The 24,649-nt window shown below is 42.6% G+C and carries 29 protein-coding genes; 13 read left to right on the top strand and 16 right to left on the bottom strand.

Features of this window, described 5'->3' with window-relative positions:
- The first annotated feature begins 50 nt into the window (after positions 1–50).
- Positions 51–365 (top strand): phosphoribosyl-ATP diphosphatase, encoded by a 315-nt coding sequence (hisE, locus tag MSSIT_RS08940; RefSeq protein ID WP_048171770.1) that lies wholly within the window; start codon positions 51–53, stop codon positions 363–365.
- 272 nt (positions 366–637) lie between these two features.
- On the opposite strand, the gene MSSIT_RS08935 is transcribed toward hisE, so the two are convergent.
- On the bottom strand, positions 638–1,513 hold the full coding sequence (locus tag MSSIT_RS08935) for a CBS domain-containing protein (protein WP_048171768.1): 876 nt from the start codon (positions 1,511–1,513) through the stop codon (positions 638–640).
- 607 nt (positions 1,514–2,120) lie between these two features.
- On the opposite strand from MSSIT_RS08935, the gene MSSIT_RS08930 reads away from it, so the two are divergent.
- Positions 2,121–3,134 (top strand): NOG1 family protein, encoded by a 1,014-nt coding sequence (locus MSSIT_RS08930; protein ID WP_048171766.1) that lies wholly within the window; start codon positions 2,121–2,123, stop codon positions 3,132–3,134.
- Between the two features lie 58 nt (positions 3,135–3,192).
- Here the strand turns inward: MSSIT_RS08930 and MSSIT_RS08925 are convergent, their stop codons facing one another.
- The 7 genes from MSSIT_RS08925 to MSSIT_RS08890 form a co-directional block, all read right to left on the bottom strand.
- Positions 3,193–4,104 (bottom strand): cytochrome c biogenesis CcdA family protein, encoded by a 912-nt coding sequence (locus MSSIT_RS08925; RefSeq protein WP_231590486.1) that lies wholly within the window; start codon positions 4,102–4,104, stop codon positions 3,193–3,195.
- A gap of 531 nt (positions 4,105–4,635) precedes the next feature.
- Entirely contained in the window at positions 4,636–5,748 is a 1,113-nt protein-coding gene (locus tag MSSIT_RS08920) for a pyridoxal phosphate-dependent aminotransferase (RefSeq protein WP_048171764.1), read from the bottom strand.
- Positions 5,749–5,887: 139 nt separating this feature from the next.
- Positions 5,888–6,502: a 6-phospho-3-hexuloisomerase gene (gene hxlB, locus MSSIT_RS08915; protein ID WP_048171762.1), complete on the bottom strand. Its 615-nt coding sequence runs from the start codon at positions 6,500–6,502 to the stop codon at positions 5,888–5,890.
- A gap of 369 nt (positions 6,503–6,871) precedes the next feature.
- A complete protein-coding gene (locus MSSIT_RS08910; RefSeq protein WP_048171760.1) occupies positions 6,872–7,384 on the bottom strand; it encodes a hypothetical protein in 513 nt (170 codons plus the stop codon).
- A 14-nt stretch (positions 7,385–7,398) separates the two neighbouring features.
- Entirely contained in the window at positions 7,399–7,758 is a 360-nt protein-coding gene (locus MSSIT_RS08905) for a DUF2073 domain-containing protein (RefSeq protein ID WP_011021399.1), read from the bottom strand.
- A 5-nt stretch (positions 7,759–7,763) separates the two neighbouring features.
- Positions 7,764–8,405, bottom strand: coding sequence for an Era-like GTP-binding protein (locus MSSIT_RS08900; protein ID WP_048171758.1), 642 nt, complete (start codon positions 8,403–8,405; stop codon positions 7,764–7,766).
- A 925-nt stretch (positions 8,406–9,330) separates the two neighbouring features.
- On the bottom strand, positions 9,331–10,326 hold the full coding sequence (locus tag MSSIT_RS08890; RefSeq protein WP_082088927.1) for a phosphate uptake regulator PhoU: 996 nt from the start codon (positions 10,324–10,326) through the stop codon (positions 9,331–9,333).
- Positions 10,327–10,562: 236 nt separating this feature from the next.
- Between MSSIT_RS08890 and MSSIT_RS08885 the strand changes: the two genes are divergently transcribed.
- From MSSIT_RS08885 to MSSIT_RS08875, 3 genes are read left to right on the top strand one after another with little or no spacing between them, the layout of a single operon-like run.
- A complete protein-coding gene (locus MSSIT_RS08885) occupies positions 10,563–11,447 on the top strand; it encodes a shikimate kinase (RefSeq protein WP_048171752.1) in 885 nt (294 codons plus the stop codon).
- Positions 11,440–11,727 (top strand): chorismate mutase, encoded by a 288-nt coding sequence (locus MSSIT_RS08880; RefSeq protein ID WP_048171750.1) that lies wholly within the window; start codon positions 11,440–11,442, stop codon positions 11,725–11,727. Before MSSIT_RS08885 ends, MSSIT_RS08880 begins: the two co-directional genes overlap by 8 nt.
- Before the next feature lie 21 nt (positions 11,728–11,748).
- A complete protein-coding gene (locus tag MSSIT_RS08875) occupies positions 11,749–12,144 on the top strand; it encodes a 5-(carboxyamino)imidazole ribonucleotide mutase (RefSeq protein ID WP_048171748.1) in 396 nt (131 codons plus the stop codon).
- A 432-nt stretch (positions 12,145–12,576) separates the two neighbouring features.
- On the opposite strand, the gene MSSIT_RS23090 is transcribed toward MSSIT_RS08875, so the two are convergent.
- From MSSIT_RS23090 to dph5, 6 genes are all read right to left on the bottom strand, one after another.
- Positions 12,577–12,726 carry a hypothetical protein gene (locus MSSIT_RS23090; protein ID WP_156157321.1) on the bottom strand — a complete coding sequence of 50 codons (150 nt, stop codon included), beginning with the start codon at positions 12,724–12,726 and terminating at the stop codon, positions 12,577–12,579.
- 384 nt (positions 12,727–13,110) lie between these two features.
- Complete coding sequence (locus MSSIT_RS08870; protein WP_048174630.1) at positions 13,111–13,782, bottom strand: diphthine--ammonia ligase; 672 nt, start codon at positions 13,780–13,782, stop codon at positions 13,111–13,113.
- A 130-nt stretch (positions 13,783–13,912) separates the two neighbouring features.
- Entirely contained in the window at positions 13,913–14,812 is a 900-nt protein-coding gene (locus MSSIT_RS08865; protein WP_048171746.1) for a carbohydrate kinase family protein, read from the bottom strand.
- A 236-nt stretch (positions 14,813–15,048) separates the two neighbouring features.
- On the bottom strand, positions 15,049–15,438 hold the full coding sequence (locus MSSIT_RS08860; protein ID WP_048171744.1) for a DUF555 domain-containing protein: 390 nt from the start codon (positions 15,436–15,438) through the stop codon (positions 15,049–15,051).
- A gap of 427 nt (positions 15,439–15,865) precedes the next feature.
- Complete coding sequence (locus MSSIT_RS08855; RefSeq protein WP_048171741.1) at positions 15,866–16,147, bottom strand: DUF357 domain-containing protein; 282 nt, start codon at positions 16,145–16,147, stop codon at positions 15,866–15,868.
- Positions 16,148–16,243: 96 nt separating this feature from the next.
- Complete coding sequence (dph5, locus tag MSSIT_RS08850; protein WP_048171739.1) at positions 16,244–17,044, bottom strand: diphthine synthase; 801 nt, start codon at positions 17,042–17,044, stop codon at positions 16,244–16,246.
- Between the two features lie 164 nt (positions 17,045–17,208).
- On the opposite strand from dph5, the gene MSSIT_RS08845 reads away from it, so the two are divergent.
- Positions 17,209–17,457 carry a glutaredoxin family protein gene (locus tag MSSIT_RS08845; protein WP_048171737.1) on the top strand — a complete coding sequence of 83 codons (249 nt, stop codon included), beginning with the start codon at positions 17,209–17,211 and terminating at the stop codon, positions 17,455–17,457.
- Between the two features lie 46 nt (positions 17,458–17,503).
- A complete protein-coding gene (trxB, locus tag MSSIT_RS08840) occupies positions 17,504–18,421 on the top strand; it encodes a thioredoxin-disulfide reductase (RefSeq protein WP_048171735.1) in 918 nt (305 codons plus the stop codon).
- Positions 18,422–18,683: 262 nt separating this feature from the next.
- Here the strand turns inward: trxB and MSSIT_RS08835 are convergent, their stop codons facing one another.
- The gene (locus MSSIT_RS08835; protein ID WP_048171733.1) at positions 18,684–18,965 is read right to left on the bottom strand and encodes a MarR family transcriptional regulator; all 282 of its coding nucleotides are present in this window, start codon (positions 18,963–18,965) and stop codon (positions 18,684–18,686) included.
- 247 nt (positions 18,966–19,212) lie between these two features.
- On the opposite strand from MSSIT_RS08835, the gene MSSIT_RS08830 reads away from it, so the two are divergent.
- Entirely contained in the window at positions 19,213–19,716 is a 504-nt protein-coding gene (locus tag MSSIT_RS08830) for a response regulator (RefSeq protein ID WP_048174629.1), read from the top strand.
- A gap of 985 nt (positions 19,717–20,701) precedes the next feature.
- Positions 20,702–21,580, top strand: coding sequence for a tetratricopeptide repeat protein (locus MSSIT_RS08825; protein WP_048171731.1), 879 nt, complete (start codon positions 20,702–20,704; stop codon positions 21,578–21,580).
- A gap of 144 nt (positions 21,581–21,724) precedes the next feature.
- Here the strand turns inward: MSSIT_RS08825 and MSSIT_RS08820 are convergent, their stop codons facing one another.
- Positions 21,725–22,468: an HAD family hydrolase gene (locus MSSIT_RS08820; RefSeq protein WP_048174628.1), complete on the bottom strand. Its 744-nt coding sequence runs from the start codon at positions 22,466–22,468 to the stop codon at positions 21,725–21,727.
- 191 nt (positions 22,469–22,659) lie between these two features.
- On the opposite strand from MSSIT_RS08820, the gene MSSIT_RS08815 reads away from it, so the two are divergent.
- From MSSIT_RS08815 to MSSIT_RS24665, 4 genes are all read left to right on the top strand, one after another.
- Entirely contained in the window at positions 22,660–23,856 is a 1,197-nt protein-coding gene (locus tag MSSIT_RS08815; protein ID WP_048171729.1) for a tetratricopeptide repeat protein, read from the top strand.
- A 162-nt stretch (positions 23,857–24,018) separates the two neighbouring features.
- Complete coding sequence (locus MSSIT_RS25280; protein ID WP_261789091.1) at positions 24,019–24,147, top strand: hypothetical protein; 129 nt, start codon at positions 24,019–24,021, stop codon at positions 24,145–24,147.
- Complete coding sequence (locus MSSIT_RS24670; protein ID WP_231590485.1) at positions 24,135–24,320, top strand: hypothetical protein; 186 nt, start codon at positions 24,135–24,137, stop codon at positions 24,318–24,320. The genes MSSIT_RS25280 and MSSIT_RS24670 overlap by 13 nt, the downstream gene beginning before the upstream one ends.
- Positions 24,321–24,380: 60 nt before the next feature.
- A complete protein-coding gene (locus MSSIT_RS24665; protein ID WP_331456189.1) occupies positions 24,381–24,617 on the top strand; it encodes an ATP-grasp domain-containing protein in 237 nt (78 codons plus the stop codon).
- Positions 24,618–24,649 lie beyond the last annotated feature (32 nt).

Raw genomic sequence — 24,649 nt, 5'->3', positions numbered from 1 at the left:
TTATTTTTCATGATTATTATAACTGCTATTTATCTTGAACAGGTGTTAGAATGCCGGAGGCTGACTTATCCATTTTAAACAGGGTGTACGAGATAATCCTGGACCGAAAAGAGAACTATGACGAAAATTCATATGTCTGCAAACTCCTGAACCATCGCAAAGGCATGAACAAAATCCTTGAGAAAGTGGGAGAGGAATCCATTGAAACCATCCTTGCAGTCAGAAATGAAGACCATAAAGAAATAGTCTCGGAAAGCTCGGACCTGATTTTCCATCTACTGGTACTGCTTGCAGCAAACAATGTTACCCTTGACGAGATTGCGGCAGAGCTCGTTTCCAGACACGAAAAAATGAAAAGAGACTAAATGGAGAGACACTGATATAAAGAGATTAAATACGAGATGAGGATATCTTAAAAACCCGGACTTCTGTCCCCTGTCTGGCATTTCCTTTGTTAATTACAGTTTCAACCAGATGGTTTCGGTTTCAATAAGAGGTCTTAGTATTAATTAGCTGAGCCAATTAGCTGAGCCTTATTTCAACAAATTAATTGGGGTTTCAAAAAAAGGACCCAGGTTTTAATTAGGTGAGCCCGAGTTCAATAAACTGATCCAGCTTTAAGACACCGATTACCTTTTCAATATACCGCGAGTTCGTTCAGCACATCGGTTTTTGACAGGGTCCCTTTGGGAACTCCGTTGATTGTTACAATAAGCCTTCCCACATTATACTTGTGGAAGAGTTTTACCACATCATAGAGCTGCATGTCCCCGTCAACCGTTATCAGCTCTTTTGTCATTATGTCCTTGACCTTGACATTGGGCTTTCCCTGGGCAATTGCATGTGCAATATCAGTATAGGTAATTATCCCCACGATTTTTCCTTTGTCTTCCACGGGAGCTCCGTGTACGTTATTCCGGATAAAGAGCCTTGTAGCTTCCTGAATACTGGCATTGAAGTTCACAAGCAGCGGAGGATACTTCATATAATGTTTGACATGTTTTTTGGGCAGGGAAATCATTTCTGTAATGTTAAAAAGGATTGAGTTGTTGGTGTCATCCCTTCCAGTAACTTCTCCCCGGACTATGAGGCGGTTTACAGGGGTTGGCCCTACCTGTAGCTTGTCGTCCATTACAAAGTCCTTGATATTACCTATTACCCTGATTACCCCATTACAGGCATCGGGATTCCGGACGGTCGTAAAGCTGATTTCTGCAGCTGTTGCCCCGTTAACGATCACATTATTCCTGTAGAGGGGGACAACGGATTCATTTGTCAACTGCTGGATGCGCAAAGCATCATATGCTGCCCCTGTTGGTTTATAACCCCCCTTTGGCCCGGGTACGCCTTCAACCAGCCCAAGGGCCTTTAGTAACTGCATCTGGTTGCGGACCGTACCAGGGTTTCTCTGGATAACTTCGGCAATTTCTTCCCCTTTGATTGCCCTGTCTTTTTGCCGCTGAAGGTTGATTAATGCAATAATAATGTCTTTTTGAATCGGAGTGAGTTCCATACTACCACCATCAATTTCATATACCTTGTATCAGGATGAAGTACATACATCAAGAATTGTATAATGATATATACCTTAATTTATCATAATCTTAATTTACCATAATTAATGATTATAAATCCTTAATACAAATTACAATTACAAATATAAATAAAATCCGGTTCTGCTGAATAATACAGTCTTTTTCCTGCCTGTATTTAAGTGTTGTAAAAACTAAAATTCCTTATAGAACCATAATTGTAATCGATTATTGAGCAGCCAACAAACAAATGTAAATCAGACAGTATTTTACATTTCATGAATACTGCTCCAGATCGAGCTTGATAGAAAGAAACCATTATGATTTGAAGTTATATATAATTGCGTATGCCGCTAAACCCATAACTTAATTATCCTTCGTGACAGTTTTCCGGGATCGTATAAGTTTTTGGGCATAAAAAGCCTGGAGAGAAGCGCTGTTTAAAGAATCCGGATGAGAAAAGTAGAAAAACTCCGCTCAGGAACTTTTAAAAAACTTTTGCTTACGGACTTTAAATTTTTCTGCTAAACTTCCTCACTCAGAAAAACCACTATATAGATTAACAGAGCCCCCAGAGGGTTAGAAAATATGATATTTGAAAAAATTCACACAGTTCCTACTTCCGAGGAGTTAACCAATAAAGCTTTCAAACGGGCAGCAAGAGCAATGTCCGGGAAAACTATTGAGGGGAGGGAAAGCCGGCTCAGGGCTAATGAGTCCATGTTGCTGACAGCTGCAAACATTTTCACGGATAACCTTGCAAACATAGTCCGGCGTTTTCCAAGTTTTGAACAGCTGCCCAGATTCTATTACGAACTGACCGACATCCTTGTGGGCGTAGAAAAACTCAAGATGTCCCTGGCCTCCATTGACTGGGCAAGCAGGAAGATCCATGAGGTTGCAAGAAGTTATGTAGGAAAAATGAGGGAGGCCGATACCCCCGAACCTATCAGGAAAGAAGCCTTCGGAAGGCTTGCCTCCATAATCAAGTCCATCAATAAGGACCTTCTCTTCCTGAATGAAGCAAGAAACATCCTCAGGAAACTTCCTGATGTCCGGGACGAACCCACTATTGTAATTGCGGGCTATCCAAACGTAGGAAAATCAAGTTTTGTTTCGAAAATTACCGGAGCAAGCCCGGAAATAGCCCCATACCCCTTCACAACAAAAGGAGTAACAATCGGCCACTTCATAAGGGATGGAGTCCGCTATCAGGTCATGGATACCCCCGGGCTCCTTGACCGCCCGATGGCGGAGAGAAACGATATTGAACGCCAGGCGATTACCGCAATCCACTTCCTGGATGCAGTTGTAATGTTCATTATCGATCCGAGTGAGAGCTGCGGATATGAGATTGAGGACCAGAAACGCCTGCTTGCCGAAATCAGGGAAAATTTTGACCTTCCCCTGCTCGTTGTTGCCAACAAAGCTGACAGGCCGGAGTTCAGGAAAATGGACGAGATCGAACTGAACATCTCCACAATTACCGGAGAAGGAATCGAAGAAGTAGTGGACAGACTTCTGGAAATGATTGAAGAAAAGCGCCTTCGGGCTTCAGAAGAGCCCTCAACAGAAGGACCGGATGAGGAGCCCACGCTCTGATTCCTTATCTGAATTTTTAGAGTTTATAAGTATAGAGTACCTTGTTAGAATATCTTTTTTAGAGTATCCTTAGCTGCATCAGCAGGGCAAGAACAATAAGTATCAGCCCTGTTATCAGCCTTATCTCCACCCTTCTTTTTTCACGGAATTCGGTGACTTTTTTCGGGCTTAACCCGAAGGACAGCAAAAGGCCAAGGCACATTACTGGGAGCAGAAGGCCAAAGTTGTAGATCCCCATGTATATTATTCCTCTTATAATATCGGTTTTTACTGCCATCATACTCAGGATTGAGAGATAGATTGCTCCTACGCAGGGGGCTTTGACCAGAGAAAACATGCTCCCTGCAAGGAAAGACAGAAGCAGGAGATTTTTTTCACCCATACGGCTCATAAAGTCCTTCAGGGATTTCGGGGTCCTGAAGGTAGACTTTGCATGTGTTCTAAGCCAGTATGCATCATAAATGTGCCAGAACCCGAGGAGGGCAGTCAACAGGATCGTAATCGCCGTAAAATGGCTCCGAAATTCAGGCAGGAAACTGACAGTACTCAAAATGCTTATTCCTGCAAACATGTACATGGTGAAAATGCCCGCAGAAAATCCCAGGGTGATTTTGAGCATCTCGTTTCTCCCCCCTGCCTGGGCAAGAGTGACAGAAGCCAGAAAAGCCATTACTGCAAGCAAGCAGGGGTTAAAACCTGCAAGGATGCCCGCTATCAGGATCAAGAAGGGGCTCATTTTCTCAAGTTTTTTATTGTTTCCGTCTCTGCTTCCTGTGAGAGGGTCCGCGGACTCAGGGACGAAAAGCAGGGCAGGGGGTTCGATGGTTTCCAGCAGAAGAACTTCTATTGAGTTTGAGCTTTCGTAAAAATAGCTATTTGACCCGTTTGCCGCCGGGATGAACGAACCGGAAGCAGGGCTCAATAACAAAAAAACAGACATGAATGCAAGAGGTACTTTAGTTACAGGCATAAGGCACACAGCTCTTTTTCATACCTTTCTTCAGAAGCTATTTTTGTGAAAATGTCCAGAAATTCACCATTCGGTGGCACATACTTTTTGATACAGACAGTTTTTCAGTGTGTAATTTCAATGGACAGAAATGTTCCGGCAACATAACCGGGAAAAAAGGTCATTGCAAAATAATATTGATCAGCAGGCTGCGGAATAGTTGCAATAAGCACATTTCTTCATATCAGGGTATGGGATGCCCCAATATAAATATTCCCAAAGTTTGCAGTGTTATTACGGAAATAGGGAAAAGGAATGAGAACAGTAGAACAAGAAAAAAGAAAGGAAGAATAAGAGAAAGAATATGGAACAAAAAAGAATAGAAGAATAAGAGAAAGGAATAGAGAACAAAAAGAATAGACGAATAAGAGAAGTAAGACTAGGACAATAAAAAAGAATATAGGGATAAGAGAAGTAAAACTGGAACAAAAGAAACCAAGCTGGAAAAAAGAAGAGAAAAAAGAAATGAAAAGATCTTTCTCCTTAAAAAACTCAGAGCACTTTTTCCATAATTTCCAGGGATTTTTCGATATCTTTCATTGAGGCTGCATAGGAAATTCTTATATAGCCGTCACCCTCGCTTCCGAAGGCTGTTCCCGGGACAACAACAACCCCGTTTGAGATCATTTTAGAGGCGATCTCGGCTGAGCTTTCAACTTTTGGGAAGGCATAGAAAGCCCCTTTCGGAAGAGCGCATTCCATTCCCAGCTCGTTGAGTCCTTTTACGAGTACGTCCCTGCGTTTTCGGAACTCTTCACGCATTGCATTGACCGAGTCTTTCGGGCCGGTAACTGCGGCATAGGCAGCCTTCTGAGCAATTGAATTTGCACAGGCCTGTATGTACTGGTGGACTTTGTTCATCTGGGCTATGTACTCTTTTCTGGCTGCAAGATATCCGAGCCTCCAGCCTGTCATGGAATAGCTTTTTGAGGTAGCGTTTACGGTAACCACATTATCCGAATAGCTGGCAGGGCTTACGTGTTCGCCTTCGTAGATGAAGTACTCGTAAACCTCGTCAGAAATGATGGTTATATTGTGGTCATCCGCAATCTCGGCAAGGGCTTTGACATCCGCCCTGCTTGAGACCGCACCTGTAGGGTTGGACGGAGAGTTAAGGATAAGGGCTTTTGTCTTAGGAGTGATTCTCTCAAGGACAGCGTCCGGCTTCATGGTAAGGTCTTCTGCCAGGGGGATACTTACCACCTTTCCGTTCAGGATCTCAGTCAGGGCGTTGTAGGACACAAAGCCGGGGTTTGAGATCATAACTTCGTCTCCGATATTAAGGAGGGCTGTAAGGGCAATGGTAAGGGCTTCAGATGCACCTGAGGTTACAATTATTTCCTGGGGAGAAACAGAAAACCCATTTTCCTCCCGGAATTTCTGGCTCAGGGCTTCTCTCAGTTCAGGGATTCCCGGACCTACGGTATAACCCGTAAAACCTTCATTTATGGCTTTTATTGCTGCGGCTTTTATGTGTTCCGGGGTATCGAAGTCAGGCTGTCCTAGCCCAAGGTTGATGGCATTTGAACCTGCAGCTTCGAAAATCTTTCTGATCCCGGAAGTATCGATCCGGGATATGTTTTCTGAAAAACTGATTTCCTTCAAGTTACACCCTCCTTATGTCCCTGCAAATTACATCTTTTAAAATCCTGCTTTTCTTAAGAAACTCAATCCGTTTATTTAGACATTCAGTTTTTAGTTAGATAGTTAGATTAAAGCCATTATCCTATCAATGCTCAATCCGTTATTCAACATTTGTGTGCCTGGACTTGAGTTCTGCTTCCGAAGCACCTGTAAGCGTAATCAGCTGGGCAATTACCGAGTCAAGGAAGACAAGGGAAGTAATTTCAAAAGCAGTACCCAGAGGAGGCAAATTCTTGTAATCCCCTCTCATGTTTTTTTCAAGAGACCCTCCTGCATCATGATCGTTTTTGGTCTTGCTCGGAAGGACCATGGTTACATCAGAAATTTTACCAAGTGACGAATCTTTCTTGGAGGTGACAGTTATGAGAGTTGAACCGATCTCCTTTACTATTCTTCCGAGATTTGCTATGGAACGGGTTTCTCCTGACCCTGAAATAGCAATAACAACATCTTGAGGATGGACTGCAGGGGTTGTGGTCTCACCAACAACATAAACACTAAATCCGAGATGCATCAGCCTCATTGCAAAAGCTTTGGCAACAAGCCCGGAACGCCCTGCACCCATTACAAAAACCCTCTCCCCTTCCATGATTTTTTGAAGCATGCTTTCTATAGCCTGACAGTCAAGCATCGTGACAACCTCACTGAGGTTGTTCACCATAAGTTCCATAGATAAAATTACATCTTTACAGTCATTTACCTGATCTTTTTTCATAGAAGTTCTCCAAAAAGTATTGAGTTGAGTTCTCAATAAATAACAGAAAATAATAAGTGCTTAACTTTCAATTTACTTACTTTTATCGGATAACTGATACTAATCTCAAAATACCGGCGAAGATCCCTGGACATACGTACTGCAATCCTGAGGTCTATACGCATTGCATCCTGAGACTATAAAGTAATGTAAATAATTATCGTAAATACAGACCATATTTACCAGAATATCTACCGTAAGTATGGAATGTAAAACTGAATTTAATTTATGAAATCCTTCCAGATAATTTTTTTCGCTTTTTTAAACTTATGGTAAGGATTTCAGGATAAATTTCTGGAAGCTTCCGTTAATCCCCTTCTTGCCGGAAGTTTATCGGTTTGTTTGCGGCTCAGTCTTATAATTAATAGCTTTTAGTTCCCAGCTGTCAATATTGTTTCTGAACTCCTTATAGAGCCGCTGGATGTCGCAGTCACTCCCGTTCCAGTAGAAGTCCTTACGTACTTCTCCTTTCTGGAGTTCTTCAAGTACGAACCGGGACAGATGGAAGAGAGCTTTTTTGTTGGAAAAAGGAATACTATAGTTTACACGATATCCGCCGGCCGTTTTACCATAGGAAACCAGTATGTACCCTTTGCTTTCATACTCCGTGATCTCATCAAAATCGCAGATGATCTCAAACTCGTGAACAGTAGATGGGTCTACCTTTGAGATTCCTATGAGTACCTGCGCTATAATATAATCAGGAACCTTTCGTCCAAACCATACTGCAATTTTTCCGTAGGTACAGACTACGTTAACGTCGTTCCTGCCCATCTCAAAGGAGCCTAGGGACTGAGGAGGGGATATTTTTGCTTCCAGGTCTTGGGTCTTCTGGGCACACATTGTTTCCACTTCGTTTACTTACTTGCAGAGACAAGTGCACTGATCAGATTCCTGTCCTTTTTAAGGGTTTTGAGCTGGTTTGCGGGCCCTATCACCGTAAGTCTCTTGCTGTTTTGTTTTTTGAATAACTTACCCAACAAAGAGGATTCTGCGTTTGCAGGGTAGCTTTGCATCTCAATTCCTGAAAACACATCCGGTTGAATTGCTGACATTGTCATCTCAATGAGTTTTGCTTCCTCCATAGGGTTAAGCCCTTTTTCAAGTACAAGTATTTTGCCCTTCCGCACCTCATCGATTATATACCGGACTTTTTCCATAGAAGCCATCTGAGAGATTCTGGCCTCGGATATAAGATCAAGTTGGATTCCCTGCATTTTGATCACCCGAACTGCTTGGCCAGAGCTTCATAGAACGAGTCCATTCCCATTCCTTCAAGTGCCGAGACTGGAACCATGGGGTGTTGAGGGAAGGCTTCCTTTATGACTCCGGGATCCGCATCAGGAAGGTCTACTTTGTTTGCTACGATGAGAAGCGGCAGGTTTCTGGCTTCCATGTTCCCTATTACCGTTACGTTAACCTGAGTATAGGGGTTTTCTGTGGAATCCATCACCAGTATGACCCCATCAAGATCATCCAGCCATTTTACAGCTTCAATTACGCCTTCTGTAGCTTCTTTCGACCTTTTCTTTGATTCGGAGTCGCTCATACCCTGTTCCATAAAGTCATGGAAGTCTATTTTGGTTGCAAGTCCGGGGGTATCCACAATATCAAGGCTGATAGTATGCCCGTTAGTTTCGATGGAGAGCCCGTTCCTTCTCTTTGCATGTCTGGTTTCGTGGGCGATATGAGAAACTGAGCCCATTGTTTCCTCGCTTCCGACCCAGTCCCGGAGAATGCGATTGCTAAGGGTTGTCTTGCCGGCATTGGGGGGACCGTAGATACCTATGCATGCTCCTTTCTTCTTGAACATTTTGTTAAATATTTTTGAAAAGCTTACCTTAAATCGTTTTATCATATTCATGGCTTCCCTCCATTGGGAAAAGCATAACACCAAAGGATTTCTCGGATTGCTTTCCTTTATAAATTACTGGTGTTTTCGTGACCTTTTTATTTAATTGATCCTTGCATATAAATAATTTCCATTTGTTAAGCTAAGGGAATCAGAGAGATTGTAGATACTGACATCTCCTTTCTGACATACTTGGAATAAACAGCAAACCTTGCATCTCTATGTGAGAATAGAAAGTACCTCCGTGAAATAACACCAGAATATAAATAAATTACTTCCTATCGCCTGACTCCCGGACATATTTAACAAAAAACTTTTTTGTAAAGAGGAACTTCGTTCTGCCGTTAACTCTCTTCATTTTCTATTGAATTTTTATGTTTGTACTGATGTTCTGTACTTTCCTTTATATTTTTTCCTATTTTTATTCATTATATCTTAAAAATATAAATGGTTTTTATCCTATGAAGGAGCTAGAAGATTAGTCTTCTTTTTAGTTTCCCTATCCTTTTACTATCGTACTCCGAAAAACCCTGGCTGCTGAACCTCAACTCTCGGCCAGGATTACCATATTCATACCATATTCATACATTAAACGCTGTTCAATTACTCTGCACATTTTTAATTTAAATCAAGAAATTTTATTGTTGAATATAAAATTTCAGTCTCTTGATATTGAAAAAATGACAATTTCATTTTTTCAGAGTAAAAGAGAAATGTATTCATTAAAAGGGAAAGCTATTTATTTCTACCTGTATCGACCTTTTTTAAATACTATTTATTTCTTTTTGGGAGGCACCGCCAGACAAAAACAGATTTTCTATATGGTGGGCAGGCCGATTGAATTCCTGAAGTTTTGGGGTCCAAATATTAAGGCTCTGAATAATATCACCCTGAGAACACCCTGGTTCTAAGGGACTACGAACTTTTCCCGGAAGCCTTACCTGTCTTTTATCGCGGAATTTATGGCTATCTCGGCTATGTTAGATCCAAGGTCTCCTATCCTGGAAAGGCTGTCCACTATCATTCCGAGGGAAATCATGATTTCATGGGACTCAAGTTTGAGAATGGAGGCATGAAGTTCTTTTACACGCAGGCGCATACTATCTATGCTGTCTATTACCTGGTTTGCAAGAGAAGTGTCAGCATTGTAAAGGGCGTCTATTGCCTGCTGAACAAGTTCCATGTAGGTATTGCTGAGGTTCTCTATGACTTCCATTACATCTTCTCTGACCGGCTCCTGCATTTTGGAGGCAACGTTTGCAATCCTTTGTGAATGATCTGCTATTCTTTCTATAGGGCTTGCCGCCATTCTGAAGTCATGGTATTCCTCGATACTTGTTTCCGAGGAATCGGGCATTCTCCCGCCGCAGAGAACGGAACGGAACTGTTTGGAAATAAGGAGACACAACCTGTCGACTTCGTCATCCCTCTGGCTTACATCAAGAGCAAGGTCGTGGTCAATATTTTTGAGGGCTCGTATGGCATCTTTTTGCATGGAGCCTGCAATCAGGAACATCCTGTGTATGCCTTTTTTAATGTGGAGTTCATTGGGATTAAGAAGGTCCTGAATGACCACGCCGTTTGAGCTTTCCTCAATGATTTCAGGGCCTATGAGTTTGTAACAGACCTTCCGGATGACCTGTTTCTGCTCGGCAAGTATCTTTTTTGAGGTAAACTCCATTCTGTCATAGCCATAGAGGTATGCAGCAATGATATCCCTTTCCAGGGTTCTGGCTTCATATCCTGTCACATCGATTCTTTTCGTTTTTATCGTGCGTCCTTCCAGAATAGGGTCAATTAACAGTTTTCCGTCTGGCTGAGCCTGAATGGAAACTCTCGTCCCTGTTTCGATTCCTACTTTTTCGGCCCACTGTTTCGGGAGAGAAATGATATAAGTGGATCCGCCCGTCTGCTGTACTTTTCTGGTCTCTATATGGATTCCCCGTTTTTGGTTGCTCAGGCCAGGCCTGGAAGTAAGAGGATGCTCACTTCATATTTAAAGTATTTATTAGTGTGTAGATAACGGCTTAATATATATACAATTTGGCTTTACTATTTATATTTAGAGATTTTTTTTCTTTTCTGCAGAGAAATTCCTGAACCCTGTATAAAGTTTAGCTGCCCGGAATAGAGGTAAAAAATATTAAAGAACAGAGCGTTCTGGACTTGATGACATTTGAAGGGTATGCCTGCGCTTTCGGGGCCGGGACCATAATAAACGCCATAGCTACCTGGAAAGGTGCAGCATTCGGGATAGACTTAAAAACCTTTGCAGAGACGTCTCTCTCCGAGGGAAAATCAGGCATTGAAGGCTCAATAGATGGAATGCCTGAAGGAGACACTCGCCTTATGGAACACTGCGTAGAACTCGTCCTTGAGCTGTTCGGACTTGAACTCGAAGGTACTATAAAAACGGGAAGTGAAATCCCCATTGCAGGGGGACTAAAGAGCAGTAGTGCTGCAGCAAACGCTTCAGTCCTTGCAACCCTCAGGGCAGTTGGTGAGACTCTCCCTCCTCTTGAAATAGTAAAACTGGGCGTAAGAGCTGCAAAAGAAGTGGGAGTTACGGTAACAGGAGCTTTTGACGATGCCTGTGCTTCTTTTTTAGGCGGGATTGTTGTTACTGACAACCGAAAAATGGAACTTGTCAGGCGCGAAGAAGCCGACTCAAAAGTCTTGATATTTGCCCCTGCAAAAAAAGCTTTCAGTGCAGATACAAATGTGAAGCGTTCCCGGCTGATTGCCCCATATGTAGAAATGGCATACGAGCTCGCCCTCAAAGGGGAGTACGAACGTGCAATGACACTTAATGGCTTTCTCTACTGCGGAGCCCTTGGTTTTGATACGGAATACATGCTCAGGGCTCTGGAATGCGGAGTGACGGGAGTCAGCCTTTCAGGTACCGGCCCTTCCTATGCAGCCCTTGTGAAGGCAGAACAGGTAAAAGAGCTTAAATCTGCATGGGAAAGCTGCGGTATAGAAGGAAAGATCATAGAAACCAGTATAAGTAACAGAGACGCAATATCTTTTAAAGGGAGGGGTCCTCTTGAGTGAACTTGAATCCGTCCGCAAAGAAATAGAGGAAATTGACAGGGAAATCCTTTCCCTTATTGATAAAAGGGTCAACCTTGCCGAGAGAGTTCTTGAATCAAAAAGAATAAATGGAACTTCCATAAATGACCGTAAGCAAAACGAGGTTGTAATCAACAGGGCATTAAACACTGCAACCGAACTCAACCTTGATTTAGGATCGATAAAGGAAATATTTGAAATTCTTATCAGGATGAGTATCGAACGCCAGAACGAATTAAGTGGAAAGGGAAGCCTGCCCTGACTTGCCTCAAAGGAGCAAAAAATGGTCGATATCTCAATGATTATGGGCTCTGAGTCCGACAGATCAATCGCCAACCGCGCGGTAGCCGTACTTGAAAAGAGCAAATACACATATGAAGTAATGGTTATCTCTGCTCACAGAAATCCTGACGAACTTGATAGCTATATTTCAGATTCGGATGCGAAAGTTTTTATCACTATAGCCGGTCTGTCGGCAGCTCTCCCGGGGGTTGTTGCTTCCAGGACAAAAAAACCTGTAATAGGCGTACCTGTAAGCGCAAAACTCGGCGGGCTTGATGCCCTTCTCTCAATAGCCCAGATGCCCCCCGGGGTACCTGTCGGAAGCGTAGGAATTGACAATGGAGCGAATGGCGCATATCTTGCCCTGAGAATTCTGGATTTAATCGAAAACCCTTAATGAGAATGAATTCGAATTTTAAGCTGGTTACTGCAGGAATCCGATTCCTGAAACTCATTTTTTCATATTTTTCCATATTGATTCATATTCTGTTTTTCCACCTTTCGGAGTTGATCCCGCCAGCATATAGAGGACCTTTCAAGCAACTCTTTTTGAACAGATCTTATGATCTCTTATGAGCGTCTTAATGCGTAAAAACAGACAGGAAACTCTGAAATGGATGTAAAAGGAAAATAGAAAAACAGAATGAAAGAGGTATGATGTCAGTAATTTGTGTTGGGGGAATGGGCACCTGAGTACTGGGAGTGGGGGGATATGGGGGGTAAAATAGTCGGCTGAGGTTTACAGCGAGAAAAGATTTTTTTCTTCTCAGGTGCCCAATTTAACAAATATAAGCAATAATATATAAAAACGTGGGTATACAGATAAATTTCAGGACATTTTTGCAGTACCGATATTTTTCACGGCAGAGCTGCGCCACCTGAATAGCGATTCGGGATCGCAGGAAACCGAAGGTTTTCTGGGAGTTACGATGTAATCGCAACAGTCCGCCGTCTGTTTAGCTCGCTTTCGCTCGCTCAAGCAGACTACTTGATGGGTTTTTACAGTTAGTTTCGCTGCAGCTCACATTTCGACTCCCCTTTCAAAAATAAGGTGATTTTTGCAACAACTGGATAAACTTATTTAATCTACCGTTAAACATGCTCAACAAAATCAATGATTTTGGCTTGAATCCCACAATGTTCAAAAAAATCCAGTTCAAATTTAGAAAACAAAATAAAAAAAGAAATAAATAAAAGAATGTGGCATGAACAGGCATCTGGCTTGGGAAATCTGATCTGGGAAATATCTGGAGAAAGGATGTTTCTGTCGAACACAGTTCCTCAGATGCCAGCTAAATTATATACATCTATATATAAAAGTGATGTCATATTGTAGAGTTGCGGAACAGTTTCTTGTGAAAAATCAGGTCTTATCAACCAGTCTTGCATCCAGGATCTTTAAAGAGCCTGTATCGCCTTCCCACTCGATTTCACTTTTCACGATTTCTATACGCTTTTTGAAGAAAGGCGCATCAAGGACTACGGTTTCGTATTCGCCTCCTTCCCCTGCCATGTGGACCATGTACCTACGGTTCAGGGCTTTGAGGTTTTCAATTGAATTCACATTAATAGGGCGACCAAGCCAGGAGCTGTCAAGCCCCTCGGCTGCAACCCGGACAATCCTTATATCAAGAACTTTTGCCATCTCGTTCAGGAGTTCTTCGGGGTCTCTGTGCCAGAGAGGGGCATAGACTTCAAGCCCGAGGGAATCGCAGATCTTCTGCACCCTGCTTGCCTGGTACTGAGACTCAATCGCGCCTACAGACACCCCATCCACATTTACCCTCTTCAGGGCAAGAGTGAGGTCATCCAGCTCAAGTTCCTTAATACCGCTGGACTCCTGCTGGATCAGCGGGATTTCACTGGCGGCAGAGATCAATTCGACCATATGGAGATTAATTGAGTGGTACATGTAGGAGTCGTCCCTTGCGGGAATAATATTGATGAGGTGGGTGACCTCGTGCCCTTCTTCAAGGGCTTTGTGGATGGCAAAGATCGAGTCCTTGCCTCCAGAAATCAGTGCTGCTAGTTTCATCTGCATCCTCTTCCGTAATTCTATTTTTTGTATTTCCAGATTGTAATTCGCGGATTATAGTTCTTAAGTCACTATAATAATATTTTATATGCTTTTTCATTTCAACCTGCTTCTACGGGCTTTTACAAGCTCAGCCCTCTGCTTCCAGTTTTCCGAAGCTGGTTTCATAGCGGGATTTCATATCTTCCCAGGTTGGAAGGCTGGTCTGGCAGCCCCGGGACTGTACCGCAAAGGAAGCTACAGTTGATCCTATTTTTCCGCATGTGGGAAGGGAATACCCCCGGGTGTAGGCGAGCAAAAAACCTGCCCTGTAAGCATCTCCTGCTCCGGTGGGGTCTACGGCCTTTACAGAAACTACAGGAATTTCCCATTCTTCATCGTCGGTGTAAATTCTACTGCCTTCTGCATCGTATGTTATAACAATGACCTCAATCATAGCCCTGAGCTCGGAGAAGCTTTTCCCGGTCATCTCCGAAACCCGTTTAATTTCGTGCCGGTTTGCAAAGAGAATATCAGTGTGGGCAAGGATTGCCTCGAGTTTTTCTTGTGAGTAAGTCACCAGGTCCTGCCCCGGATCAAAGGAGACAAAACCGGCAACTTGAGCGATCTTTGCGTTGTAGACGCAGTCTGCTGTTGCCAGGTGTACAAAATCCACGGGTTCAGGTTCAAGTTCTTTGAACTTTGAGGACGCTCCCCAGTAAAAATAGGTAGTCTGGTTGTCTTCCCTATCCGTGAAAATGAAAGCCTTGGAAAGCTTCAGGGTTTCAATGATGTAAAGATGGGAGAGGTCAACACGTGCATCCTTGAGAAGCTGCTCATATCCTGAACTTGAAAAATCCATTCCGACAGGAGATACCAGCTGGCTTTTTCCTCCCAGCTTTGCAATGGCAACTGCAATATTTGCAGCCCCTCCGCCAGGATACTCTTCATAGTCAATTACAGGTGAAGACTCGTTTTTTCCTGCTATTTTTTCAACATCAACGATGTAATCAAGGGCAGTATGCCCCACTACGGAAATTATTCTGTCCATGTAGTTTCCTCTTTTTTACGGGTCTGGAGGGGCCCCGAAGTTTTTGGGATAGAATATATTGTTAAAAGTTAGGTAAAATGAAAACTCAGGAAAAGATAAAATTGCTGGTTTATCCATTTCTGCCGTGACAGATATTTCTTTTTTAGTCAGAGGTTCTAAGACTCTGGCTACAGAAAAACGATCTTATTAGAAGCCGCCTTCCTCTGTCCCGGCATTTAAACAGGAAGGAAAAACTTTTATTTTTTCGCCTTTCCTTTCTGCTGCTGCTCGCCTTTCTCAACTGACCTTTCGAATTCCGTGACTTCGACAACTGTCAACGGGATATCGCGGAGAGACTTGCCTATGACGGATTTTGCGATCCTTTCAGCATGTTCCGCAGATTCAGCATCAAAAACCTTCATCTCAAAAATAAGCCCTACAAGTGCGGTATTTGCCGCTACGAAAACACTGCTAAAAGGCTCACCACATGCCGGGCAGGACGTAGATCCCACATCAACCTCTACAAAATCCAGTTTGGGGTTAAGGCGTTTTCCAGCCTCGGAAATCGCAACCCCTATTGCATCGTCAGCCGTTTTTACATCTCTAACCAACCAAGCTGCTTCAAGTACCACATGAAAGTTCTTCATAATTTATCCACCGCAGTTATTCAATATACATAATAAGAAATATTCCCAGAACAGGGAAAAGTCTTACAAAATCTGAAGAATAGAGCAAAGTACATTAAACATTCAGGACATCAATTATTCAGGTTTCGCATAAAAGCGTTTGTATTATAAACTTTACTTATTATATGTTTTTTCAGTTTTTGATCCTAGTTTCTGTTTTTCAGTTTTTGATTCTAGTTTTTCAGCTTTATGTTTAGCTTTTATATTTTGTTACTAATGTTTTAACCTTTCAGTTTTCGTTTTCAGATTGCTTACCTACTATTCCTGAAGCTATGTAAGTATTACCCATATTTACGATTTTTTGATTCTTTCATTCCAACCAGGTTCTTTCAGGTCCTGGTTTCTTCAGAGTCCCGGTTCTTTCAGAATTCTTGTCTCGTTGAAAGGCTCAAATCGTAAAAAGAGTCTCATCGTCCACGACAAAAACCCCGAGTTTTGCTCCGGCATCAAGCCAGGCGTGCCCATAACTGAAAGAAGCCAGGGCATTTACAGGGTCTCCATTTTCAAGAAAGTAGATCCCGTCCTTATAGTAGGCTGTTGCCATTGTGTAATAGTCCTCTGCAACTGCACGCATATGGGAATTAGGGATCGGAATATACTTTGCTTTCTGAAGAGCCCTTTTCAACATATCCTCGTATCGGTTGACCTTTTCGTTCAAATCGGCAGGCATCTTGACCACCTTAGAAACCTTAAATAGTTTTTTTTCCTTTACGGTTTTTTCACTTGATCCTGCTATTTCAGATCGGTGTAAATCGGTATTTGGACCTTATTCCGTCTCTTCCATGATTTCCTCAGGCCCGGATGCAAGTTTCACAAGAGCTTCAGCTTCGAGGAAATGCAGTTTTCCGGGAACCACCAGGATATGGAGAGGCTTTCCAAAATCAAAGCCCTTCAGGTTTTCCGCGTAGTCAGCTTTTACCACAGGTTTCTCAGAGCCGGCTCTTGCAATTCCCACAGCAACAGCCCTGTCCATTATCCCTTCTCCTCTTCGATTCTCAACTTCGAGCAGGAGTTCGAGCGCATGGTTGACGGTCATATACCCTTTATCTTTATCGATGTCCAGAAAAACCATGGTGTGGAGGCCAAGTTCGGAGTTCTTTTTTATGGTGTCATAAGGAGTTTCCGAAATTATCCTGGCCCCTCTACGACTTTCATATGGGTATGGAATACTTGCGGATTTCCCAAAGCGGTAGTTCTGAAGCCCGGTAAGCCCCGAGACAGCTGAAGCGATGGATGCCCCATGAATCAGGTGGGTTTCTATACCTAGCTTTTCTGCCCTGAGGCGCAGGTCAACATGGGTTGTGGAGACCATTGTGTCCCCGCCTGTGAGGAAGACGACATTTTTGTCTTTTGCTTCGTCCAGCCAGGTGGGCTGCTGTTCCACGTCTTCCCTAAAGAGCAAATGGACTTTCTTTCCATAGAGCTTTTCCATTTTTTCAGGGTTTGTTCCCATGAGGCAGGAAGTATAAAATTCTGCGTACACAAGGTCAGCTTCCCGGACAGCCTCAAGTCCTTTTAAGGAAATATCGTATTCGTCAAAAAGGCCCAGCCCTATAAATGTGAGCATACCCCGCTTTAGGGGCTTATTGGTTTAAAGTTTTTGGCGCCGCAGGTCTACTAAGGAGATCCGTAGCTTTATTTTACGATTTGTGGAGACGCTCAACGTATTTATATCTATAAATTAATAATAGGGATGAAGTTTACATTCATATTTTTTGGAGGTATTTATTTATGGCAAAGGTTACGCTAATTCACGCCACCTGGTGCACGGCATGTCCGGCAGCACGCAGGTTCTGGAAAGACCTTAAAACGGAATACGATTTTGAGTATGAAGAGATTGACGTCGAAACCCCTGAAGGCCAGGCTCTTATTGAGCAGCACGGCATAGTCGGCGTCCCTACAACTCTAATCGACGGAGAGCCTGTATTTACGGGTCTTCCTAAAAAAGCCGATGCTATAGCCCGCATTACCCGAAAGTAAGTTAAAACTTTATTTTTTGAACTCATTTTTGTTCCGGGAGGTAAATATGTACGACCTGATAATCATAGGAGGAGGGCCTGCAGGGCTTGCAGCGGGAATTTACGCTGTACGTTTCGGGCTTGACACTCTTATTCTGGAAAAAAGCGAGATCAGTGGCCAGATCTCGATGTCAGATATTGTAGAAAACTATCCTGGCTTTCCGTCAATTTCCGGACTTGAGTTGATGGAAAAATATAAAGCTCATGCTCAGGAAGCCGGGGTTAAGACCAAAATTACGGAAGTTCTCTCGGTCCGGACCGAAGGGACAAGGAAAATAGTCTCAACAGATAGTGGGGACCTGGAAGCAAAAGCCTTAATCATTGCCACAGGCGCAAATCCAAAGCACCTGGGTGTACCCGGAGAGGAGGAATTTATCAGCAAGGGAGTATCCTACTGCGCAATCTGCGATGGGCCTTTTTTCAAAAATAAAACTGTAGTTGTGGTGGGAGGCGGCAACTCAGCTGTTACGGATGCTCTTCTTCTTTCAAAGGTTGCCCAGAAGGTGTATCTCGTCCACAGGCGGGACCGTTTGAAGGCTGCAAAAGTCCTTCAGGACAGGGCACTTGCAACTCCGAACATCGAATTCATCCTCAATACTCTTGTCCAGGAAATAGCAGGAAGCCGGGAAGGGGTCAAGAAGGTCGAAAAAGTTATCCTGCAAGACCTCAACACCAAAGAATCAAGAGAACTTTCGACCAATGGGGTTTTCATCTATGTGGGCATCCGGCCGAACACCGAATTTGTTAATGTGGAAAAGAATAATGAAGGCTTCATCATGACCGACCGCTGGATGGAAACCTCGGAAAAGGGAATTTATGCCGCAGGTGACTGCCGTGACACCCCGATCTGGCAACTTGTAGCAGCAGTGAGAGATGGAGCAATCGCAGCCACGGCTGCAAATGAATATATTGAAAGCCTGAAATAAAAAACGCATCTGATAGACTCAAAACAGAACCTGTTCAAGAAAAAACATTTAGGAAGCGGGTTGAATGCAAAATCCGGAGATTTGCTTCTCTGGCCGGAATGACCTCAAACTGAGGTTATTCCGGTAATGCTTCTTCTTGATGGTTCCTGTCAAAATCATAAAGCCAACACTATTCAGGCAAAATTAAAAAGGGGTAAGATTGCCCTTTATCCCTGACCTTTGCTCGGTTCGGACTCACACGTGCAGTAATTCGCTTTAAGGTTTATTCCAGCATTTGATTAATTCTATTGTAAAAATCTATGATCAATCTTGTCGCGTCGCTTTCCATATTCAGCTGGAATGTCCGGATTTGCTTTCCAAGAGGTTTTTCGATGACAATACCCGACTCAATTAGTGGGGTAATGACTCTTGATACGCTGGAGTGAGACAAACCGGTTTCTTCAGCTATTCCCGATAGGTAAGTTGACTCGTTCTGGTGCTCGATCAGGTTTTTAAGCACGGTCATCTGTGCAGTTTTTCCAAAGATTTTTTCAAGTGGATCCATTGGCTATCATCTCAGAGGTGGCTGTTCTCCGTAAGTGATTCTGATTTCCAATATTAACTTGCTATTTACGGTTATAAACTTATCTCCCAATTGGTTAGTCAGGCGATTCATATTAAATCTTCTAAATATTTGGATAACTCCGCCCTCCCTCCGCTTCACTGTGTACATTTTTAGTGGATACCTTCATTTTAATTTTTGAGAAATGTTTAATACCTAAGAAAATATATACTGTATGAGGTGGAGGGAAATGCATAACATTAATCTTGACCGTGAAATTTTAAAGCTTATAGAAGAACAACCTGAGATCAGTGAAAGAGAGATTGCCCACACTCTTTCTGTTTCGGAAGAGCTGGTTAAACTACGGATTTCAAGCCTTCATGATATTAGAGAAAAAATTCTGATTATGGGACACGGGAACAATGTTCACAATAACCTTCAGAAGGTCCTTGAAGCCGAAAACTATAACGTTGTCAGTACCTTGGACAACTTTTCAGCCCTTGAAACAGTAAATGCGGAAAAACCAGACCTTGTACTACTTGATACGGATATGGATGCCTTTGAAATCTGCAGGCAGCTCAAAGCCAGCCCAAGGCACTGGTGGGTCCCTGTTATGATGCTGAGTGAGAGGGATAAAACGGAAGATGGTGTCAAAGCCTTTAACTCTGGAGCTGACGATTACATTACTATGCCTTTAAATCCTCTGGAATTGAAGGCAAGAGTAGGGATGATCCTGAGACGTTGCCGGATTTGAAAAATGGTTAATTTTTCTCTCAAATAAACAAGGGCATCCCATAAGGATATCAGACATTTTCAGGGTGGAGTTTTCTTTTATTTCTCCTTTTCATGTTCTGTAGACTCTGATAGGTTGCTCCTGAATTCAAAATTCTTAGATTGCTTGTGGATATCTTAAGATATTTATTTATATCTTTCTTGAGATGTCCTTTAGCTTTATTCAAAAAAACATATCTATCAATAATGTTAATTACTTATGTTAAAAATTTATACAATTAAATACTAAATAAATTAAATTTCATAGTTTTTGAGATATATTTTGCTTAATTATTAACTATTTTTAATAAGATTTATTGTTATATTCCGTAATATCGCCCTTTAAAAGGAGTGTAATTCCATTAAAATGCAGCTTCTTCAAAATCATATTTTCCCACAAAACCAAATTCAACTGCAAAAATCAGATTTTCCAGCGAAAATTACATAACTTTATTGGAAGTTCCTGAGAAATTTGCCGCGACTCAGAGATTAGAGTTTCCAGATCTCCATATATGCAAGCCAGAATCAACTTCTTCTTATCCGAAAGATATCTGCCTGGATTTTACTTATTTACTTTTCGGGAAGAACTTCTTGGTTAAGCAGGATATGACTACCATAATGAGATAACTTGAGCATAAAAAGCATAGATATGTAATATTTTAGTTAATATATATAAAAATTGATTGATTTATCAGATAATGTATCGAAGATTTACTAAAAATCGACTTGTCCTCAGAGTGGATTTTGAATACTCTATTTTTAAAATAATAATGCATATGAATATTTCAAAATGTTTAAAAAAGAATAAAACGTAAATTATTATGCGTAACTGTTTATCCGTCCTTATTTTTGGTAAGGAACTAAAGTACAAAACCGACTTAATGCTCTTAAGGCATATAATATTGTTGTTCAAGGTAGATGTGGTAAACTGGTGAAAAAACGCAGCTCAAAAAAAGGTGTGGTAAACTATGACTTCGAATGAATGGTATAGTAAAGGCGTTGCACTCCAAGAACTAAAAAGGTATAAAGAAGCTCTGGATGCATACAACAAAGCTCTGGAAATAAGCCCTGACAATCCAAAAATTCTGTTTAACAAAGGGCTTGTCCTCAAAAGCCTCATGAAGTACGATGAAGCTCTTGATGCTTTTGATAGGGCACTTGAGATCAACCCTACTGATGCTAAAACCTGGTGCTTCAAAGCTGAGCTCCTCCTTGGGATCATGAAGTATGAGGAAGCTCTTGATGCATTTTACCGGGCTGTATCCCTGGCTCCTGAAGATCCGGAAGTATGGTACAGGCGGGGAATGGCTCTGAGGGAGATGCGGGCATATGAAGATGCTATGGACGACCTTGAGAAAGCTATCCGGCTCTATTCAAAGAACTACGACATCAGCTCCATGAGTGCAAGCGAATGGTGCAAGAAAGGAATGGGGCTTTGCAAAATAAAGAGTTATCAGGAGGCTCTTGATGCTTTCAACAGAGCACTTGAGTTAAACCCGACTAACGGAAAAGCCCTCTACAACAAAGGAGTGGCCCTGCGCTGGCTTGGGAAAAACGAAGAAGCAAAACTGTATCTTGAGAAAGCAGTGGAGGTTTTTGACGGCAAGATCAAAGCAAATCCCGAGAACGCAAGGTTCTGGTACAACAAAGGAATTGCCCTGAGAGATCTTGAGAGATACAAAGAAGCTCTGGAAGCCTTCGAAAAAGCCATTGACATCAACCCGAGTTTTACAAAAGCGTGGATTGGCAAAGGAATAGTATACGACAGAGTAAAGAAGCATCAGAAAGCAATGGAAGCTTACGAAAGGGCAGTCGATATAAATCCCTTATATTCAGACCTGGTTTAAGCAGCCTTTACGGCTGAAATTATCTTTTTTTTAACATTTTTAAATATCTTTTTCTTCAACTATTTTATTGTCTGGTCTTCAACCATTTCATTCCGACCGGCGTTTAATTGCCAATCGGCTTAACTATCATTAACTTTCGATTTGTTAATCAGTCTCCACATGAACCCCGGTCAGGCTGCTGATACATTTTACCAGGTCCGGAAATGTGTTGAGTTGAAAATCAAAGCACGGCTCAATTACTTCTAAAGGCCTCCAGTCTCCATAAGATGCATATGCTGTTTTCAGTCCCAACCGACGGGCAGGAGCCATGTCTTTTTTGAGGCTATCCCCCACAACCAGGCTTTCTTCAGGTTTAATTCCGAGGGCTTCGAGAGCAAAGAGAAAATGGGCAGGGTTCGGTTTTTTCGTACCGGTCATATCCGCAGACACCAGGAGCTCGAAGGAATCAAGAAGTCCGACCTTTGTGAGTCTTGTAAGGGCATGATATCTATCGGCATCGGTTATTATCGCGAGCCTGAGACCAAGTTTTTTCAATCCCTCAAGTGTCTCCTTTACCCCGGGATAAAGTTCGAGTTTCTCCAGTTTTTCCCTATCATAGATCTCACAGCACTGTAGATATGCCTGCTCTGTGAAAAGTTTTCGCTCCTGCATGTAGTCCTTTATGTTTTCATAGTCTTCAAACCCGTAAGTTCCCCTGAGGAAATATGCGAAAAGTTCTGCAGGTTCCTTCTTAAGGTTCCTGTCCCTCTCTCCAAGATAGGAAAGGATCTCCCTGCATGCTATTAGTTTTACGGCTACGAAATCAAAAAGAGTATTGTCCATATCAAAGAGAACAGCTTTCAGAGTTTTCTGGCGATCTTGCTGTACATTCTTCCGAGCGTTTTCCATAGTTTCCCTGAACTCTTTTTTCCAGATTCTTTTTTCCGGACATTTCAAACTGCTTTTTGGGGAGAGGCTATAAAAACCATAAAAGATAGATGTATAGGTTATAAAGGGTAATAGGCTTAAGTAGGTAACGAACGCGAGTACTTCAAAAAATATGGGTCTTACTCGTAAAAGACAATAGAGGAAATTTGGACATGAACTCTGGAGAACAAAAGGATAAATCTTTTGCAAGAGAAGGAAAAAGAGAAATAACCGAAACAGAAAAGGGGGCCGTTTCCGAGGATATGCACGTACCGGACGAATTGGAAAAAACGAAAGGAGAGGAAGTCAGCGACGAAATTCTTGCAGCCGAGCTTAATGAATGTGGCCTTGACCTTCTCAGGCTTGGCAAGTCCAACGAAGCAATAGTTGCCTTTGATAAGGCGATTGAAAAAGACCCGGAGAATATTTATCTTTTGAATAATAAGGCGGCAGCTCTCGAAAGCTTTGGAAGGTTCGAAGAAGCTCTCCAATTCTATCAAAAAGCTGTTGAAATCGATTCCGAAGATGCAGACATATGGAATAACATGGCTTTTTCCTACTCCCAGTTGGGAGAATATAAAAGAGCAATAGAAGCTTACGGGAAAGCTCTTGAACTCAGGCCGGACTATCCAAACGCATGGTATGGAAAAGCCCTGAACCTCAGCCAGGCAGGGAATTATGAGAAGGCCGTTGAAGCCTATGAGAAAGTCCTTGAAGAAAATTCGGATTATAAAGAAGCCTGGGTAGGAAAGGGTATTGCCCTCGGACAAATGGGGCGCTACGATGAAGCAATAATTGCGTACGATAAAGCAATCGAAATAGACCCCGGTTTTCTAGAAGCCTGGTATTACAAAGGAGTAGACCTTGATAGCCTTGGCAGTCACGGGCAAGCTCTGAAAGCCTATGAAAAAGCCGTGGAACTCGACCCTGAAAATGACGATGCCTGGAATAATATGGGGATAGACCTGGAAAACCTGGAAAAGTATGAGGAAGCAATCAACGCTTTTGATAAAGCAATTGCGATCAACTCTGAAAACTCCGATGTATGGTATAATAAAGGTTTTACCCTAAGCCAGATGCATAGGTTTGAAGAAGCTGTTGAAGCATACAGAAAAGCTACACAGCTTGACTCCGAGTATCTGGAAGCCTATACAAGCCTCGGTTTTGTACTGGCTCAGCTCAAACGCTTTGAAGAAGCCCTGGAAACCTACGAAAAAGCACTTGAACTCGATCCGAAAGCTGCCGATTCCTGGTTTGGAAAAGCCGTCTGCCTGAGTTTCCTCGGACGTGAGGAAGAAGCTGAAGACGCTTATAGAAAAGCTGTGGAAATCGACCCAAGGTATGCGGAGATAGGAGGAGACATTCAGTAAATCCTAGAGAACATTCGGCAAATCCGGAAAGATTTTTCCCCCTGATTTTACATTTTCCTTCTTTTTTTACCTGTAATCTGAGACTGAGAAACTTTTTTCAAATAGCTAATTATCTTTTTATAAATATCGAAACGCTCCCTACAGAGTAGAGCGGATGAAAGAATGAAAGGATGGATTCTTTACAAGAATAAAGCTGCCGAATTGAGGCCTGACCTGTATGAAATTCACCGTTTCATCGAGGTTGAGGGTGAGAAGGGAATAGAACTAAGGATTGTGGATTGTGGATTGTAAAACCCGAACGGTTCTACCTGATCGTAACAAGGGACGACAGGAAAAGCATTTTTCTGGACGGAGAAATTGTCCCTCTTCCGGACTTTCTCCTGCCGGGGGTGGGTGCACAGGCACAACCTACTTGCTATTGCAGTAATCCGCCACCTGGAACGCCCGTGAGTCCGCATCTTTAACTCCTCTCAAAGTTTTGACACCGTCAAAGACAAGCTCTACTCCAGCTTTACTCCCAGCAGATCCTGGCCGAAAGAGGTATTTCCTCTCCCAGGACGACGTTTGCCAAAAATCCGGTCAACATAAACATGGTTGAACAATACAGTGGTTTCCCTCTCATAGTAAAAGCCCTCTCCGGCTCCATGGGTAAAGGCATCATCCTTTCTGAAAAACATGACAATTTCCGGGATCTCATGGAACTTATCCACGTGACCAACTCCAACGCAAACAGAATCCTTCAGGAGTTATGCTCGGCTTGACCTGTTAGGTTTTATCCGGCCTGCCCGGTTTG

The organism is Methanosarcina siciliae T4/M, from assembly GCF_000970085.1.
Taxonomy (GTDB): domain Archaea; phylum Halobacteriota; class Methanosarcinia; order Methanosarcinales; family Methanosarcinaceae; genus Methanosarcina; species Methanosarcina siciliae.
This window is presented reverse-complemented; position numbering and strand designations above follow the sequence as displayed.

Bases quoted from the DNA above. Each gene is read 5' to 3' on its own strand.
- hxlB (WP_048171762.1), bottom strand. From the start codon at position 6,502: ATGAAAAAAGATCAGGTAAATGACTGTAAAGATGTAATTTTATCTATG.
- MSSIT_RS08825 (WP_048171731.1), top strand. From the start codon at position 20,702: ATGACTTCGAATGAATGGTATAGTAAAGGCGTTGCACTCCAAGAACTA.
- MSSIT_RS08820 (WP_048174628.1), bottom strand. From the start codon at position 22,468: ATGGAAAACGCTCGGAAGAATGTACAGCAAGATCGCCAGAAAACTCTG.
- MSSIT_RS08875 (WP_048171748.1), top strand. From the start codon at position 11,749: ATGGTCGATATCTCAATGATTATGGGCTCTGAGTCCGACAGATCAATC.
- hisE (WP_048171770.1), top strand. From the start codon at position 51: ATGCCGGAGGCTGACTTATCCATTTTAAACAGGGTGTACGAGATAATC.
- MSSIT_RS08910 (WP_048171760.1), bottom strand. From the start codon at position 7,384: ATGTGTGCCCAGAAGACCCAAGACCTGGAAGCAAAAATATCCCCTCCT.
- MSSIT_RS08815 (WP_048171729.1), top strand. From the start codon at position 22,660: ATGAACTCTGGAGAACAAAAGGATAAATCTTTTGCAAGAGAAGGAAAA.
- MSSIT_RS08935 (WP_048171768.1), bottom strand. From the start codon at position 1,513: ATGGAACTCACTCCGATTCAAAAAGACATTATTATTGCATTAATCAAC.
- MSSIT_RS08860 (WP_048171744.1), bottom strand. From the start codon at position 15,438: ATGAAGAACTTTCATGTGGTACTTGAAGCAGCTTGGTTGGTTAGAGAT.
- dph5 (WP_048171739.1), bottom strand. From the start codon at position 17,044: ATGCTCACATTTATAGGGCTGGGCCTTTTTGACGAATACGATATTTCC.
- MSSIT_RS08885 (WP_048171752.1), top strand. From the start codon at position 10,563: ATGACATTTGAAGGGTATGCCTGCGCTTTCGGGGCCGGGACCATAATA.
- trxB (WP_048171735.1), top strand. From the start codon at position 17,504: ATGTACGACCTGATAATCATAGGAGGAGGGCCTGCAGGGCTTGCAGCG.
- MSSIT_RS08830 (WP_048174629.1), top strand. From the start codon at position 19,213: ATGCATAACATTAATCTTGACCGTGAAATTTTAAAGCTTATAGAAGAA.
- MSSIT_RS08855 (WP_048171741.1), bottom strand. From the start codon at position 16,147: ATGCCTGCCGATTTGAACGAAAAGGTCAACCGATACGAGGATATGTTG.
- MSSIT_RS08925 (WP_231590486.1), bottom strand. From the start codon at position 4,104: ATGCCTGTAACTAAAGTACCTCTTGCATTCATGTCTGTTTTTTTGTTA.
- MSSIT_RS08865 (WP_048171746.1), bottom strand. From the start codon at position 14,812: ATGGACAGAATAATTTCCGTAGTGGGGCATACTGCCCTTGATTACATC.
- MSSIT_RS08870 (WP_048174630.1), bottom strand. From the start codon at position 13,782: ATGAAACTAGCAGCACTGATTTCTGGAGGCAAGGACTCGATCTTTGCC.
- MSSIT_RS08835 (WP_048171733.1), bottom strand. From the start codon at position 18,965: ATGGATCCACTTGAAAAAATCTTTGGAAAAACTGCACAGATGACCGTG.
- MSSIT_RS08900 (WP_048171758.1), bottom strand. From the start codon at position 8,405: ATGAATATGATAAAACGATTTAAGGTAAGCTTTTCAAAAATATTTAAC.
- MSSIT_RS08930 (WP_048171766.1), top strand. From the start codon at position 2,121: ATGATATTTGAAAAAATTCACACAGTTCCTACTTCCGAGGAGTTAACC.
- MSSIT_RS08845 (WP_048171737.1), top strand. From the start codon at position 17,209: ATGGCAAAGGTTACGCTAATTCACGCCACCTGGTGCACGGCATGTCCG.
- MSSIT_RS08905 (WP_011021399.1), bottom strand. From the start codon at position 7,758: ATGCAGGGAATCCAACTTGATCTTATATCCGAGGCCAGAATCTCTCAG.
- MSSIT_RS25280 (WP_261789091.1), top strand. From the start codon at position 24,019: ATGAAAGGATGGATTCTTTACAAGAATAAAGCTGCCGAATTGAGGCCT.